This is a genomic window from Limosilactobacillus avistercoris (assembly GCF_014836425.1).
Taxonomy (GTDB): domain Bacteria; phylum Bacillota; class Bacilli; order Lactobacillales; family Lactobacillaceae; genus Limosilactobacillus; species Limosilactobacillus agrestimuris.
Window position 1 is genome coordinate 22,470 of sequence record NZ_JACSQW010000002.1, and the last position, 15,634, is coordinate 38,103.

16 protein-coding genes, 1 pseudogene and 1 other annotated feature are annotated in these 15,634 nt (G+C 39.3%); all 17 genes and pseudogenes read left to right on the forward strand.

Translation table 11 applies throughout. The features are described 5' to 3' along the window. Positions 1-1,101, forward strand: coding sequence for an undecaprenyldiphospho-muramoylpentapeptide beta-N-acetylglucosaminyltransferase (gene murG / locus H9564_RS00830; protein ID WP_191683690.1), 1,101 nt, complete (start codon positions 1-3; stop codon positions 1,099-1,101). A 12-nt stretch (positions 1,102-1,113) separates the two neighbouring features. Then, on the forward strand, positions 1,114-1,944 hold the full coding sequence (locus H9564_RS00835) for a cell division protein FtsQ/DivIB (protein WP_225209492.1): 831 nt from the start codon (positions 1,114-1,116) through the stop codon (positions 1,942-1,944). A 116-nt stretch (positions 1,945-2,060) separates the two neighbouring features. Next, on the forward strand, positions 2,061-3,407 hold the full coding sequence (gene ftsA, locus H9564_RS00840) for a cell division protein FtsA (RefSeq protein ID WP_191683692.1): 1,347 nt from the start codon (positions 2,061-2,063) through the stop codon (positions 3,405-3,407). 20 nt (positions 3,408-3,427) lie between these two features. Next, positions 3,428-4,666, forward strand: a complete 1,239-nt coding sequence (gene ftsZ, locus H9564_RS00845) for a cell division protein FtsZ (protein WP_191683693.1) — start codon at positions 3,428-3,430, stop codon at positions 4,664-4,666. 80 nt (positions 4,667-4,746) lie between these two features. Further along, positions 4,747-5,151, forward strand: coding sequence for a cell division protein SepF (locus H9564_RS00850; RefSeq protein WP_191683694.1), 405 nt, complete (start codon positions 4,747-4,749; stop codon positions 5,149-5,151). Positions 5,152-5,168: 17 nt separating this feature from the next. Next, positions 5,169-5,435 carry a YggT family protein gene (locus H9564_RS00855; protein ID WP_225209493.1) on the forward strand — a complete coding sequence of 89 codons (267 nt, stop codon included), beginning with the start codon at positions 5,169-5,171 and terminating at the stop codon, positions 5,433-5,435. Between the two features lie 6 nt (positions 5,436-5,441). After that, positions 5,442-6,227 (forward strand): YlmH family RNA-binding protein, encoded by a 786-nt coding sequence (locus tag H9564_RS00860; protein WP_191683695.1) that lies wholly within the window; start codon positions 5,442-5,444, stop codon positions 6,225-6,227. A gap of 26 nt (positions 6,228-6,253) precedes the next feature. Continuing rightward, positions 6,254-6,842: pseudogene (locus H9564_RS00865) on the forward strand (DivIVA domain-containing protein); the annotation flags it as partial. A gap of 340 nt (positions 6,843-7,182) precedes the next feature. After that, positions 7,183-7,402, forward strand: a binding site (T-box leader). 55 nt (positions 7,403-7,457) lie between these two features. Next, complete coding sequence (gene ileS / locus H9564_RS00870; RefSeq protein WP_191683697.1) at positions 7,458-10,253, forward strand: isoleucine--tRNA ligase; 2,796 nt, start codon at positions 7,458-7,460, stop codon at positions 10,251-10,253. Between the two features lie 88 nt (positions 10,254-10,341). Beyond that, positions 10,342-10,557, forward strand: a complete 216-nt coding sequence (locus tag H9564_RS00875; protein ID WP_191683698.1) for a cold-shock protein — start codon at positions 10,342-10,344, stop codon at positions 10,555-10,557. A 1-nt stretch (position 10,558) separates the two neighbouring features. Further along, on the forward strand, positions 10,559-11,110 hold the full coding sequence (locus tag H9564_RS00880) for an NUDIX hydrolase (RefSeq protein ID WP_191683699.1): 552 nt from the start codon (positions 10,559-10,561) through the stop codon (positions 11,108-11,110). Then, the gene (locus tag H9564_RS00885) at positions 11,103-11,357 is read left to right on the forward strand and encodes a hypothetical protein (protein WP_318241057.1); all 255 of its coding nucleotides are present in this window, start codon (positions 11,103-11,105) and stop codon (positions 11,355-11,357) included. Before H9564_RS00880 ends, H9564_RS00885 begins: the two co-directional genes overlap by 8 nt. 12 nt (positions 11,358-11,369) lie before the next feature. Further along, a complete protein-coding gene (locus H9564_RS00890) occupies positions 11,370-12,068 on the forward strand; it encodes a 5'-methylthioadenosine/adenosylhomocysteine nucleosidase (protein ID WP_191683700.1) in 699 nt (232 codons plus the stop codon). 8 nt (positions 12,069-12,076) lie between these two features. Then, positions 12,077-13,243, forward strand: coding sequence for a cysteine desulfurase family protein (locus tag H9564_RS00895; RefSeq protein WP_191683701.1), 1,167 nt, complete (start codon positions 12,077-12,079; stop codon positions 13,241-13,243). Beyond that, the gene (locus H9564_RS00900) at positions 13,243-13,593 is read left to right on the forward strand and encodes a DUF1831 domain-containing protein (RefSeq protein WP_191683702.1); all 351 of its coding nucleotides are present in this window, start codon (positions 13,243-13,245) and stop codon (positions 13,591-13,593) included. The genes H9564_RS00895 and H9564_RS00900 overlap by 1 nt, the downstream gene beginning before the upstream one ends. Before the next feature lie 102 nt (positions 13,594-13,695). After that, positions 13,696-14,829, forward strand: a complete 1,134-nt coding sequence (mnmA, locus tag H9564_RS00905; protein WP_191683703.1) for a tRNA 2-thiouridine(34) synthase MnmA — start codon at positions 13,696-13,698, stop codon at positions 14,827-14,829. 140 nt (positions 14,830-14,969) lie between these two features. Beyond that, entirely contained in the window at positions 14,970-15,626 is a 657-nt protein-coding gene (locus tag H9564_RS00910) for a histidine phosphatase family protein (RefSeq protein WP_191683704.1), read from the forward strand. The last annotated feature ends 8 nt before the right edge of the window (positions 15,627-15,634 follow it).

Sequence of the window (15,634 nt, forward strand, 5' to 3'; positions counted from 1 at the left end):
ATGCGGTTACTTGTTTCTGGTGGTGGAACCGGTGGTCATATTTATCCGGCATTAGCATTGATTGAGCGGTTAAAACAGGTAGAACCAGATACAGAGGTTCTTTATGTTGGGACTACCCGGGGACTTGAAAATAAAATTGTTCCAGATGCAGGAATTAAGCTTGAAACAATGCAAATGCAGGGGTTTAAGCGGTCACTTTCATTGGAAAACATTAAGACAGTTTACCTTTTTCTCCGTTCTGTTCACCATGCAAAAAAGATTATTCATGATTTTAAACCGGACGTTGTTTTGGGAACTGGTGGTTATGTAAGTGGGGCGGTCCTTTATGCCGCAGCTAAACAACACATTCCAACAGTGATTCATGAACAAAATAGTGTTGTTGGGGTAACAAATAAGTTCTTAAGTCGGTATGTGGATCAGATAGCAATTGCGTTTGAAGCTGCACGCAGTCAGTTCCCGGAAGGAAAAGTGACGATGACTGGTAATCCGCGAGCGCAACAAGTTGCTTCTCAAGCTGCTAGTAACTTTTCTTGGGAAGAGTATGGGCTAAAGGATGATGTCCCAACATTGATGATTTTTGGGGGAAGTCAAGGTGCACCAAAAATTAATTCGACAGTTGTAGATGCAATTCCGGAATTTAGTAAGCGTTCCTATCAAGTGATCTTTGCTACTGGACAGAAGCGGTATGATAACGTTCAAAAACAGTTACAAGGAACGGAAATTGGTGAAAATGTTAAAGTTGTTCCGTATATTAAGGATATGCCAGCCAAAATGCCTAAAGTAGCTGCATTAGTTTCCCGAGCGGGAGCGACTACAATTGCGGAAGTAACTGCTTTAGGTGTACCAACAATCTTAATTCCAAGTCCATATGTAACTGCTAATCACCAAGTAAAGAATGCGCAATCGCTAGTTCGGAAGAATGCTGCAGTAATGATTACTGAGGATCATTTAGATAGTAGGACATTATTGCTTCAGGCAGATAAAATTATGGAAAATCAAGGCCTTCGTGATAAAATGGCAAATGCATCTCGTAAGGTTGGTCATCCACAAGCTGCTGATGAGTTAATTTCTGTTCTCCATAAAGCAATTAACGAGCATTAGTTGGTGGATGAAATGACGAGAGGCAATTCTATTCCAGAGCATCGTCGTTATTCTCAACGCTTAGCTCATCTGGAAAAGCGGAATATTTCTGCACGAAAGGGACCACATCAACCGATTGGTAATAAGGTTGTTGGAATAAAGAAGCAGCGTCAAAATTCCAGCAAAAAGAGAATTAGTGCGCTAATGTGGCTTTTTGGAATTGTTCTGTTAGTAATGATTTATATCATTCTACCGATAAGTAAGATCACTAATATTACGATTAGTGGGAATAACGAATTAACAGATAGAGAAGTTGAAGATGCATCTACAATTCGTCCAGGAAGGCTTATTTGGACTGCCTGGTTAGGCCAGAAATATTTAGAGCATGAGGCTAGAATCAAAAATCCACAGGTTAAAACACTTGAAGTTAGCCTTCGTGGCCTCAAAAGTGTTCACGTTGCAATTACAGAAAATCGGTTGTTAGGTGAGGCCCAAGTTGGTAAACAAAAACATGCTGTGTTGTCAAACGGTCAATTACAGTTAACCACAGCGCATAATACAAACATTGATTTTCAGGGGTTTGAAAGCCACCGTCAACAACTTGAAATCCTTGGTCAACAGCTGGGAAAATTGAAGCCAGTAATTTCTCACGGGATTTCATCAGTTAAATACCAACCAACAAAAGAGTCACCTCACCAAGTGATTCTTTACATGAAAGATGGAAATACCGTTAAGGCCACGTTAACGAATGTTGGTGATAAGATGAAATATTACCCATCAATTCTAACCAAGATGAAAGGACAAGGGGTAGTTGATCTTCGTATTGGTGCCTATTCGTATAATTATGGGGCAAAAGATAAATGATTTTATAAAAAAATCACAAAGATCTTTTTTTACAAGTGACTAACTGTGGTAAAATTTAGGTTAGACTAATAAATAAAAATATTAATTTAGTGTAAAAATTTAGGAGGTTCCTTTCAATGGATAATTCTGAGGTTTATGTTGGGTTAGATATTGGAACCACCTCGATAAAAGCATTAGTATGTGAAAATGTAAAAGGGCAAATTAAGGTTATTGGTGCCGGTGTTGAACCAGCGGCCGGAATGAGTCGCGGTGTAATAGTTGACATTGATAAAACCGCTCGTGCAATTTCAAATGCCATTGCTCAGGCTGAGGAAAAGTCCAATATAGACATTAAAGGAGTAATTGTTGGCTTGCCAGCAAACTATTTACAAATGCAACGGGTTCATGGAATGATAACCATTGCTAATAATGGTCAATCGCGTGAAATTGTTGATCAAGATGTCTTAGATTTAGCACGAGAAGCATTGACGCAAAGCATCCCACCTGAAAGAACGGTAATCGACTTGGTACCAACTGAGTTTACCGTTGATGGTTTTGATGGGATAAAAGATCCACGTGGAATGGTTGGAGTTCGTCTTGAAATGAAGGGAACTCTCTATACTGGTCCAAAGACGATTGTCCATAATGCTAAAAAAGCGATTCAAAAAGCTGGTTACATGGTCCGGGATTTTGTTGTTACACCAATTGCCACTGGCTTTAACCTACTTAATGATGGTGAACAAGATTTTGGGACATTAGTAATTGATCTTGGCGGCGGCCAAACAACTACAAGCATTATTCATGATCATCAGTTAAAGTACAGTTATGTTGATCCTGAAGGTGGCCAATACATTACTAAGGATATCTCAACTGTTTTGAATACTTCGTTAAAGAATGCAGAGCAATTAAAACGTGATCATGGCTTTGCCGATAGTACACAGGCTGATGATGTTCAGATTGACGTTGAAGTTGTTGGTCAAGATAAGCCAGTTCAATATAGTGAAAAGTATGTTTCAGAAGTAATTGAAGCGCGGATTCGGCAAATTTTTGACCGGATTGCCCGTCAACTTGACCGGATTAATGCACCTGAATTACCAGGTGGTGTGATTTTAATCGGTGGAGTTGCTGCCTTACCTGGCATTAGGTCATTAACTAAACAATACTTCTCTGGTAACGTAAAAGTTTTTGTCCCAGAACAAATGGGAATTCGTCATCCGCGTTTTGCTATTAGTTACGCACTTGGTCTTTATGAAGATCGGTTATCCGGGATAGACCGATTAATTAAACAAGTAGTCCAAGAGGCTGACTTTGGAAAGGCTATGCCGGATACTAATGCTGGTAATCGTGAACTTCAGAGTCAAGAATCAGTTGAAGATAGTAATGGTCCTATTCAAAAACGGACTAGCCAGGAACAAACCACAAAAAAGAAGGATGGCTCATTTAGCAGTAAATTTAAGAGCCTCTTCAATAATTTATTTGATTAATGATTAACGGAGGGTGTCGAATGGATAACGAGAATTCAATGGAAAACCAATTTGCCGGAGCTAAGATTAAAGTTATTGGTGTCGGTGGCGGTGGTGGTAATGCCGTAAATCGAATGATTACTGAAAAGGTTCAGGGTGTCGATTTTATCGTTGCTAATACTGACCTCCAAGCACTAAACGCTTCTCAAGCACAGACCAAGATCCAATTAGGACCTAAATTGACTAAGGGGCTTGGTGCTGGTTCTAATCCTGAAGTTGGTGACAAAGCTGCTGAAGAAAGTGAAGAACAAATCCAAAAAGCACTTGAAGGCTCAGATATGGTCTTTATTACTGCCGGAATGGGTGGTGGTACCGGTACCGGTGCTGCACCTGTTGTTGCCAAGATTGCTAAGGATAGTGGTGCATTAACTGTTGGTGTTGTTACCCGTCCATTTACTTTCGAAGGTCCCCGGCGTGATAAGTTTGCTAGTGAAGGCTTAGCAAAGTTAAAGGCAAATGTTGATACTTTAATCATTGTTGCTAATAATCGTTTGTTAGAAATGATTGATAAGAAGACTCCAATGATGGAAGCATTCAAGGAAGCAGATAATGTTCTTCGTCAAGGTGTGCAAGGTATTTCTGACTTGATTGTTACTCCAGGTTACATTAACTTGGACTTTGCCGATATTAAGACCTTAATGTCTAATCAAGGTTCTGCCTTGATGGGGGTTGGGAGTGCAACTGGTGAAAACCGTGCAACGGAAGCTACTAAGAAGGCTATTTCATCACCACTTCTTGAAGTTTCAATTTCTGGTGCCCAACATGTGTTGATGGATATTACTGGTGGTAAAGATCTTTCAATGTTTGAAGCTCAAGAAGCTTCTGACGTAATTAAACAAGCGGCTGGTACAAATGTTGATATTTCATTTGGGATGTCCTTGAATGAATCATTAGGCGATGAAGTTCGTGTTACTGTAATTGCTACAGGAATTGACGCTAAGAAGAGTAAAAATGCTCAGAAGGCACAACATGTAGCTCCCGTAAATGATAAACCAAAGAGTGAGGATAATAAGCCTGAAGAATCAGCTACTCCTGAAGATCCATTTGATGGTTGGAATGCTCCAACTGCAGGGATTAATGATTCAAACGAAAAGACGGATAATGAATTCTCACATGTGAAGAAGCCAGAATTTAACGTCTTTAACGATGATTCTGCTGCAACTGATGATGACGATGATAATTTATCAACGCCACCATTCTTTAAGAATCGTCGTCAATAATTAATAGATAGTGATGGGGAGAGGCACTGGTTTAGGGCATCTCCCATTTCGTAATTCTAGGAAGGTAAGGAGGAAGTAAGATGGCAAATAACCTTTTTAAGAGTCTCTTTAGTGATAGTGAGTCTGATAATCAAGACGAATACTATGATGAACAGACCCCGGTTTCACAAAGCGATAATAAAGTCGTTTCAATGAATAGTATCCGGCAACGTTCAAGTAAGATTGCCCTTTATGAGCCACGACTCTATGCGGATGTTAAACAAATTGCCGATCAATTATTAAATGATCGGGCAGTAATTGTTAACTTTTCCCAAATGGATTCAAAAGTGGCAAGTCGAATTGTTGATTTCTTAAATGGAACTGTTTTTGCAATTAGTGGTGATATTAAGCGGATTGGAAAAGAAATTTTCCTCTGTACACCAAAAAACTTTGAGGTTTCTGGTAACCTATCTGATAACCTTAAGAATGATACAGATAAGATTTAATATAAAAGGAGCTTGCAATGGCAATTATTAATTTTTTAGCCTGGGTAATTTACCAACTAATTGATATCTATATTTTGGTGATTGTCATTTGGTGCTTGCTATCATGGTTCCCAAATGCAAGGGGAAGCCGATTAGGTGAGATTGTTAATCGGTTGGTTGAACCTTATATGCGGTGGTTTGATTTTATTCCACCACTAGGAGGAATTAGCTTTTCACCAATTGTAGCGATCTTTATCCTTTACCTTGTTCAATATGGACTAAAAGCAATTACCATGATGCTTTGATTAATTATGGATGAATTAAACATAAAACAACATTTTCGGGTTGATGAAGGGCCGATTATAGATCAGATTAATGATTGGTTAGTACAAACTACAGATCAATACCGCCCTGTACTGACACCATTTCTTAATCCGCGACAACGTTATATTGCCCAGACACTTGTGAATGGTAACGATAACGTGAAGATGGTATCGAACGGTGGTTGGCAGCATGCGGAAATGAAGCGGGTCCTTTTCTTTCCGTCTTATTATCAGCCACAAGTAAAAGATTTTGAGGTTACCTGTTTAGAAATTGATTATCCACAAAAATTTGCTGAGTTACACCATCGTCAAATAATGGGAACGTTATTGGGTGAAGGACTGGATCGGGCTGCATTTGGAGATATTGTTACTGATGGTAAAAGGTGGCAAGTAGTAATTACTAATCAAATGGCCCGTTTTGTGCGTGAACGAATTGACCATGTTGGGAAGATTAAGGTTAAGTGGAAGCTAATTTCCCTTGAGCAATTAATTGCGCCAGAAGATGATTGGGAACAATTAACGACTACTGTTTCGTCATTAAGGATTGATGCGGTAGTTGCTGCTGGTTTTAATTATTCTCGTAATCGAGCAAAACAATTGTTAGAGCATGGGCTTGTGCAGATTAATTGGGAAGAAATGCAACGACCAGACTACTTGGTTGGTGAACATGATATGCTGTCCGTAAGGTATGCTGGCCGGTTACGAGTTGACCAGGTTGGGACCATTACGAGAAAAAATAAGCAACGAATTACCTTATCAATAATTCATGCTTAATTAAGATCACATGGAGGAAAAAACTGATGAGTTTAACTGTAGATGAAATAAATCAAATTCAATTTAACACCAAAATGCGTGGCTACAATCCAACTGAAGTGAATGACTTCATTAAAGAAGTTGCACAAACAGTTCAAGAATTGAGTGAACAAAATCGGGCATTACAAGAAAAAGTAAAGGCTGATGAGAGTAAGTTGAAGTACTTTAGTGAGTTAAAGGACTCATTAAATAAATCAATCTTAGTTGCTCAAGAAGCTGCGGATAAGGTTAAAAATAATGCTAAGCGTGAAGCTGATATTATGGTTCGCGAAGCACAAAAACAAGCAACTGATATTGTTTCAACTGCTAATGAAAAGGCTAATCAAATTGTTGAGAATACTGCAGAAGGGACTCGCAAGTTAACTTCTGAAACTAGTGATCTAAAGAAGCAAACCAGAATTTTCCGCCAACGTCTACAAGTGATGCTTGAATCTCAGTTAGAGGTTGTCAAAAGTGCTGAATGGGATAAGCTTTTAGCTAATGACGATATTGATAAATACGGCGAAATTCAAAATATTTTAGGAACTCGTCTTGACAATAATTCGGGTGAAAGTGTAGAATCAACCTCAATTACAACTAGTAATTTAGAAGCGGAAAGTACAACTTCACTTTCTGATGCTACATCAGCGAATGTTGAAATTGATAGTAATAACAATCCAGATATTACATCAAATTCTGAAGTTGTAGTTCAACCAGAAGAAGAAAAAGAAACTACTTCTACTAATTCAGCGGAAACTGTTTCTTTTAATTCTTCAATTGATTTTAATTCATTGATGTCACAAAATAGTGATTCTTCATCAGCAACTACTGATTCTGTCGATTCGACTTCAACAGAATCAAGTAATAGTGATGATGGAGATACGGTTGTTGTCTTCCCGGATAATAACTAGTTGTTGAAATTAGATAGAAATAATTAGTAAAAACGTTGAGGGACATTAGCAAGGCATGAACGGTTCAGCGAGTTAGCAAAAGGTGTGAGGTTAACACTTAGTACTGCGTTGCTTGATCGGTCCTGAGTACCTAACTGAATTTTTAAGTTAGGTCGGTTCATTACCGTTAATCAATGATTGAGGGGGTATTTGGAAAGTCGAATATCCTGAAAACGGGTGGTACCACGAGAAAACTTCGTCCCAATTAGGGGTGAAGTTTTTTTATTTACTAATTATAAAAAATATGGAAGGAGAATTGCATATGCGGGTTAAAGATACCTTAAATTTGGGTAAAACCAAGTTCCCAATGCGGGGAAAATTACCAGTCACAGAAGCACAACGTGAAAGTGTCTGGGAAGAAAATAAAGTATATGAATTACGGCAAAAATTAAATGAGGGGAAACCAACATTTATTCTTCACGATGGTCCTCCATACGCCAACGGTAATATTCATATTGGTCACGCCATGAATAAGATTTCAAAGGACTTTATTGTTCGTTACAAGTCAATGAGTGGTTACCGCTCACCATATGTTCCAGGATGGGATACTCACGGGTTACCGATCGAACACCAATTGACTAAGGCTGGTTATGACCGGAAAAAGATGAGTTTAACCGAATTCCGTGATCTTTGTCGGAAATATGCTTTGGAACAAGTTGATAAACAACGAACTGACTTTAAGCGTTTAGGTGTTAGTGCTGACTGGGATCACCCATACCTAACATTGAATAAGGAATTTGAGGCTGCTCAAATTCGTGTCTTTGGTGAATTTGCTAAGAAGGGCCTTCTTTACCAAGCTAAGAAACCTGTTTATTGGTCATGGTCATCTGAATCAGCATTGGCTGAAGCAGAAGTTGAATACCATGATGTTACTGCTAAGACAGCCTTCTTTGCTGAACAAGTGAAGGATGGTAAGGGTGTTCTAGATAATAATACCTACTTAGTAGTTTGGACGACCACCCCATGGACTATTCCAGCTTCAGAGGCGGTTGCTGTAAACGCTAAGTTTGATTATTCTGTTGTTAAGCCAGCAAACGACGAACGGCAATTTGTTGTTGCTACTGACTTGCTTGACGGTTTAGCTGAAAAGCTTGGCTGGGAAGATTATAAAGTAGTTAAGCACTTAGCTGGTAAGGAACTTGAAGGATTAACCACTCAACACCCATACCTTGATCGTGATTTATTAGTTGGGGTTGCAGATTACGTTACTGCTGATGCTGGTACTGGATTAGTTCACACTGCACCAGGTTATGGTGATGATGACTACAACTTTGGGAAGAAGTATGATTTACCAATCTTTGCTCCAATTAATGATCAAGGGGTATTGACGAAAGAAAATGGTGAGGACTTTGATGGTGTCTTCTATCAAAAGGCTGATGATATTTCACTTCAAAAGTTGGAAGATAACAATGCCCTTTTACTTGAAGAACCATTAAATCACAGTTACCCATTTGACTGGCGGACAAAGAAGCCAATCATTTTCCGGGCAACAGATCAATGGTTTGTTTCTATCGAAAAGATGCGGCAAAACATTTTAGATGCTTTGGAAAACGTTAAGTACTACCCAGAATGGGGTAAGGTTCGTTTGCGCAACATGATCAAAGACCGTGGTGACTGGGTAATTTCTCGTCAACGTGTTTGGGGTGTTCCATTGCCAATCTTCTATGCCGAAGATGGTACACCAATCATGGAAGAAGAAACAATTAACCATGTGGCCGATCTCTTTAGAAAGTATGGTTCTAACGTTTGGTTTGAACGTAATGCAAAGGATCTTCTTCCCGAAGGCTACACTAATGAGCATTCACCTCATGGGAAGTTTACTAAGGAAACTGACATTATGGATGTCTGGTTTGATTCTGGTTCTTCTCACCAAGGAGTATTAACTGAACGTGACTACTTGACATATCCAGCTGATCTTTACCTTGAAGGTTCAGATCAATACCGTGGATGGTTTAATTCTAGTTTGATTACCAGTGTTGTTTGCTCAGGGCAAGCACCATACAAGTCAATTATTTCTCAAGGATTTACCCTTGATAAGCGTGGCAACAAGATGAGTAAGTCTCAAGGAAATGTTATTGATCCGAACAAGGTTGTCCAACAAATGGGTGCTGAAATTATCCGTCTTTGGGTAATGAGTGCTGATACCTCTGCTGATGTTCGGGTTTCAATGGGAACTTTCCAACAAATCTCTGAAGCTTACCGTAAGTTACGGAATACTTTCCGCTTCTTGCTTGCTAATACTAGTGATTTTGACGCTAGTGAAGATACTGTTTCATATGAATACTTGAGTTCAGTTGATCAATACATGCTCGTTAAGTTAAACCACTTTCTTAAGAAGATGCGGGCTGATTTCGATAACTATGACTTCCTTGATGCTTACCGGTTATTAATTAATTTTGTTAATAATGACTTGTCAGCCTTCTACATGAACGTTGCTAAGGATGTTCTTTACATTGAACCTGAGAATTCATGGACTCGTCGTTCTATGCAAACAGTCTTCTATGACATCTTACTAACAATGGTTAAGTTGCTTACCCCAATTCTTCCTCACACGACTGAAGAAGTTTGGAGCTACATGAATGAACCTGAAGAATTCGTTCAATTAACAGAAATTCCTGAAGTTCGTCACTTTGATGGTGAAGATGGCTTACTAGACAAGTGGTCAGAATTTATGGAAGTTCGTTCTCATGTATTGAAGAGTCTTGAAGAAGCACGGAATGCCAAAATGATTGGTAAATCACTAGAAGCACAAATTGACCTTTATGTTAACGACCATAATAAGAAATTATTAGAGAGTCTGAATGCAGATGTTCAATTATTACTTGGTGTTTCAAAACTAGTTCTTCATTCTCTTGATGAAGCGGATGAAGATACCGATCAATATAACGATGGAGTTGCCGTTAAGGTCAGTGTTGCCCCAGGTGAAACTTGTCAACGTTGTCGGATGGTGAAGGAAGATGTTGGTTCAGACTCAGCATACCCAACCCTTTGTGCTCGTTGTGCTAAGGTTGTCCGGGAAAACTTCCCAGAAACTGTTGATGAAGGCTTAGAAAAATAGTTGTCCATCAATGACAAACCCTGAATAGCGTTGTAAAATACCAAGTGACGTTTATGTTGCTTGGTATTTTTGTTTGTAGGTGAAATTAATGTTACAAGGCACAGTCAAAAGTTTTGATCGTGAAAAAGGATGGGGATTTATCAACGTTCCTAATGAAGGTGAAATCTTTGTTCACTATTCAGGAATTGATGGTCATGGTTTAAGAATCTTAACCCCGGGCGAACAGGTCTCGTTAGTAATTGTTCAAGGAAAACGGGGGCCACAAGCGGCACATGTTCAACGACTAAGTAAGCGAGGTTTTTAAAATGAATTTTGAAGAAAAAACCTTAAGTGAGAAAACTGTTTTTGATGGGAAAGTAATTAAAGTTGCTGTTGAGGAAGTTGAAACTCCCAAAGGCTTAAAGGCACAGCGGGAGATTGTCCACCATGTTCCAGCGGTAGCAATTTTAGCTTTAACGGATGATCACAAGATGATACTGGAGAAGCAGTGGCGTTCACCAATTCATAACACCACTTTAGAAATTCCTGCAGGAAAAGTAGATTCACGTGATAGTGATGATGCTCTTCATGCAGCAAAGCGTGAATTGAATGAGGAAACCCGTTTTGAAGCCGGGACAATCAAAAAGATTTCATCATTTTATACTTCAATTGGAGTCTTGGATGAATTTATGACGTTGTATTTAGCAACTGATCTAACCCCAGTGAAGGAAAAGTTACCCCAGGATCGTGATGAACAATTAGTATTAGAAAAGGTTACCCTTGACGAAGCATTAAAAATGATTGATGCGGGAGAAATTGAAGACGCCAAGACAATTATGGCAATTTACTATTGGCAAGGGATGAGTAATCGTGGATAAGGATCCTCAAAATAGCAATAGTGAACGGATGACGCGTCAGCAATATCGTCAACAAAGTACGGGAGACGGTAGTGAAGAAGGACGCCAATCGTTTACTTCTCAATCACGAACTGCTCAAAAGATTGAGCAAGAGCAGTTGACAAGTGAGCAGAAAATGTACCGGTTACGAAGACGATTAAACATTGCAATTATTGCTTTAGTGATTGCAATTATTATCGTCTATTTAATTTTATTTTTTGTAAAGTAAGGAATGAAGAGAATGAAGTTTGGAATTATTTGCGCAATGCCAGAAGAAATCAAGGAATTAACGGCGGCATTGGAAAACGAAAGTGTTAAGGAAATTGGTGGAAAAAAGTATTATTCTGGTCAAATTGATAACCAGAATGTTACTTTGGTTGAATCTGGAATTGGTAAGGTTGAAGCTGGAATTACAACTGAGCACTTAATTACTGATTGTGGGGTGGATGTTGTGATTAATTCTGGTTCTGCAGGTGGAATTGGTGAAGGCCTTCATGTTGGTGATGTTGTTATTTCAAGTGAGACTGCATACCATGATGTTGATGCACGAGTCTTTGATTATGTTTATGGTCAATTACCAGGAAAAGAACCACGGTTTAAGGCATCTGAAAAGTGGGGAAAGGCTCTTGAAGCTGCTGGTGAAAAGACCGGGTTAAATGTTAAGCGTGGTTTGATTGTTTCTGGTGATCAGTTTGTTGCAAGTAAGGACGCAATTCAAAAGATCCTCCATTACTTCCCTGAAGCATTATCAAGTGAAATGGAAGGGGCTGCCGTAGGACAAGTTGCCACTGATCATGGCATCCCATATGTTGTTGTTCGTGCAATGTCTGATACCGGGGATGAAGCTGCTGGTGTTAGCTTTGATGAATTTATTATTGATGCTGGTAAACGGTCCGCAAAGATGCTGTTACAACTTTTTAATGATTTGAATAAGGAGTAGTGAAAAAAGTGAGTGAGAAGTATTTTGATAATGCTGCTACCACCCCAATGACAAAGCCAGTTATAGATGAGATGACAAAGCAAATGACTACGAGTTGGGGAAATGCTTCAACTGGTTATTCATATGGTCGTCAATCAAAACTGGTGATGGATGAAAGTCGGCAGGTAATTGCTAAAAGTATTAATGCAAATGAAGATGAAATTATCTTCACTAGTGGAGGAACAGAAAGTGATAACACTGCTGTGATTCAAACTGCACTAACCCGGCAAAAATTAGGAAAGCATATCATTACTACAGCGATCGAGCATGAAGCAATTTTGAAGCCGTTACACTACCTTGAATCACTGGGCTTTGAAGTAACTTACTTACCTGTAGATGAAAATGGTGAAATCTCACTAACTGATTTTCGAAATGCTTTACGTGACGATACCATTCTTGTCACGATTATGATGGGGAATAATGAAGTTGGTAGCCGGATGCCAATCCATGAGATTGGTGAAATTTTAAAAGATCACCAAGCATGGTTCCATACTGATGCTGTCCAAACTTATGGTTTATTGCCAATTGACGTTAAGGCTGATCATATCGATATGCTTTCAACTTCTGCCCATAAAATTAATGGTCCGAAGATGATTGGGTTCCTTTATCGTCGTCAAGGAATCAATTTCCCTAGTTTTGTTCGCGGGGGAGATCAAGAAACAAAACGGCGTGCGGGAACGGAGAATGTTCCAGCAATTGCGGCTTTTGCCAAGGCTGTCTCGATTGATACTCCGGAAGAAAAGCAACGACGTCAGGAACGTTATTTCCATTTTAAGCAAGTAATTATTCAACGCTTGACGGATGCCGGAGTAGGTTTTGAAGTTAATGGTCGTGTGGATCCGAATAACCTTAACCATGTGTTAAACCTTTGGATTAAGGGAATTTCAACGTACGTTTTACAAACGGATCTTGATTTAGCTGGCTTTGCCGTTTCTGGCGGTTCTGCATGTACAGCTGGAAGTATTGAACCATCACATGTTTTGACCGCAATGTTTGGTAAGAAAAGCCCACGGATTAGTGAGTCAATCCGGATTAGTTTCGGTATTATGAATACTGAAGAAGATGTTAAGGAGTTGGCAGATGCAATTGCAGAAATTGTCAACAAAGTTAAAAAGGTTAAGGGAGTTGAAGAATAATGGAATTTGAAAAGAGTATTCAACTTCAGGGCGATCCTGACCGTTATTCATTAAGTCCTGAGATAAAACGTTATACATTAATAGATTTGGGCTTTGAAGAAACCAAGCGGGGCAATTTTGAGTATGTGGGTAGTGTAGATACGAAGAACCCGTTTAAACCGGTTGCTAAGTTACGGATCCTAATTAACAGTGACTTAAGTGGCTTTAAGATGGAAACGATTACTGGTAACGGGACACGGAAAATTAATATTTTTAATCACCAGCGATCAGCGGAATTTGTTGAACAATACCACTTTATTCTTAAAGAAATGTTACAACGAGATGTCTTTGTTAAGAATGAGGGCAAATAGGTGCAGTAATTAGCAAGCTTTGATACAATAGTTCATACTGGTAACATGCGACCTTCTATCGTAGATTGTTCCAGAATCTATTTGAAATGATGGTGATATAAAATGGCCGAAAATCGCCGTAAGCGAGTTGTTGTAGGAATGAGTGGGGGAGTAGATTCCTCAGTTACTGCACTATTATTGAAGCGTCAAGGCTATGACGTTATTGGTGTCTTCATGAAAAACTGGGATGACACGGATGAAAATGGTGTTTGTACTGCAACAGAGGATTACCGGGATGTTGCAAAGGTGGCCGCTAAGATTGGGATCCCATATTATTCTGTAAACTTTGAAAAAGAATACTGGGACCGGGTATTTAAATACTTTATTGCTGAATACAAGAAGGGACGGACCCCTAACCCTGATGTGGTCTGCAATAAGGAAATTAAGTTTAAGTCCTTTATTGATTACGCAAACCAACTTGGTGCTGACTATGTTGCTACTGGTCACTACGCTGATTTAAAGCGTGATAGTGATGGGCGGATGCACTTAATGCGGGCTAAGGATCAGAATAAGGATCAAACTTACTTCTTAAGTCAATTGGACTACCACCAATTGGACAAGGTTCTTTTCCCGTTAGCTGACTACACTAAAACAGAAATTCGGCAAATTGCTGAAGAGGCAGGTTTGGCGACTGCAAAGAAGAAGGATTCAGTTGGGATTTGCTTCATTGGTGAAGATGGGCACTTCCGTGAATTCTTAAGCCAGTACATACCAGCCCAACCTGGAAATATGGAAACCGTCGACGGAAAGGTTGTCGGTCAACACATGGGCTTAATGTACTACACTATTGGTCAGCGTCGTGGGCTCGGCCTTGGGGGAAACAAGAAGAGTAATGCCCCGTGGTTTGTAATTGGTAAGGACATTAAGAAAAATGTTCTGTATGTCGGTCAAGGATACGAAAACGAACACCTTTATGCAACTCACTTGGAAGCAAGTGATATTCATTGGGTTGATGATGTTGTAAGTCGGTATGGTCGTGATTTCCACTGTACTGCAAAGTTCCGTTACCGGCAAAAAGATGTTGGGGTTACAGTTCACCTTTCTGAGGATGGCCAAATGGTAACCGTAACCTTTGATGATCCAGCACGGGCAATTACGCCAGGTCAAGCAGTAGTTTTCTATAATGGTGAAGAATGTCTAGGAAGTGCAATTATTGATCGGGCTTACAATCACGATCACCTTTGCCAATACGTCTAAAAAACATAAGTAAATTAGTGCAAATCAGGGAAGTTACCGTTATTAATATATAGACGGTAGACTTCCCTATACATATATTTAGAAAAGTTTGAAACATGATGGCGATATTTTGTTAAAATAGAGGAAAAAGGTCGAATAATATGACTAAAGTTTATTTAATCCGTCACGGAAAAACTCAATGGAATCTTGAATCTCGTTATCAAGGGGCAAATGGCGATTCACCGTTACTTGATCAAAGCTATAAAGAAATCGAAATGCTTGCTGCATCGTTGAAGAATGTTCCGATTAACCATATATATGCAAGCCCGTTGAAGCGTGCCCGGGTAACCGCAATGACATTATTACAGCACCTTAACCGGCCAGTCCCATTAACAATTGATAGTCGGTTAAAAGAATTTAATTTGGGAAAAATGGAAGGAATGCACTTTGATGCGGTAGCTCAAAAATGGCCTGAAGTACTTAAAAATTTCCGTCATCACCCTGATAAGTATGACAGTACAATTGTTGAAAGTGAAAGCTTTGAACAAGTTATTGACCGGATGGGGACAGCAATTAGAGAATTTTGTTGTAATGATCCACATGGGTCAGTCTTAATTGTTTCCCATGGAGCAGCCCTGAATGCTAGCATTAATGCATTAGTTGGTACTCCAATGACCCACCTTAAAGATCGGGGAGGCCTTAGTAACACCTCGACAACTATTTTAACGACTGATGATGCTGAACATTTCGAATTGGAAAAATGGAACGATACATCATATCTGCATAAAACTAGCGTCGATCCAACCGATACAATTTGAGGGAGAGT